Source organism: Enterobacter sp. E14S (genome assembly GCF_055666685.1).
Genome location: NZ_JBVODQ010000029.1, coordinates 1 through 384, shown reverse-complemented (window position 1 = coordinate 384; position 384 = coordinate 1). Strand labels below are relative to the sequence as shown.

Here is a 384-nt window from a genome sequence, read left to right as displayed (position 1 = left end):
ATCCTCTCAGACCAGCTAGGGATCGTCGCCTAGGTGAGCCGTTACCCCACCTACTAGCTAATCCCATCTGGGCACATCTGATGGCAAGAGGCCCGAAGGTCCCCCTCTTTGGTCTTGCGACGTTATGCGGTATTAGCTACCGTTTCCAGTAGTTATCCCCCTCCATCAGGCAGTTTCCCAGACATTACTCACCCGTCCGCCGCTCGTCACCCGAGAGCAAGCTCTCTGTGCTACCGCTCGACTTGCATGTGTTAGGCCTGCCGCCAGCGTTCAATCTGAGCCATGATCAAACTCTTCAATTTAAGTTTGATGCTCGTGAATTAAACTTCGTAATGAATTACGTATGTTCACTCAGAGACTTGGTATTCATTTTTCGTCCGAGGA

The 384-nt window shown here is 51.0% G+C and carries 1 rRNA gene; it reads right to left on the bottom strand.

The window, feature by feature from the left end:
• Positions 1 to 302: ribosomal RNA gene (locus tag ACZ6J2_RS21835) — 16S ribosomal RNA — on the bottom strand; the annotation flags it as partial.
• Positions 303 to 384 lie beyond the last annotated feature (82 nt).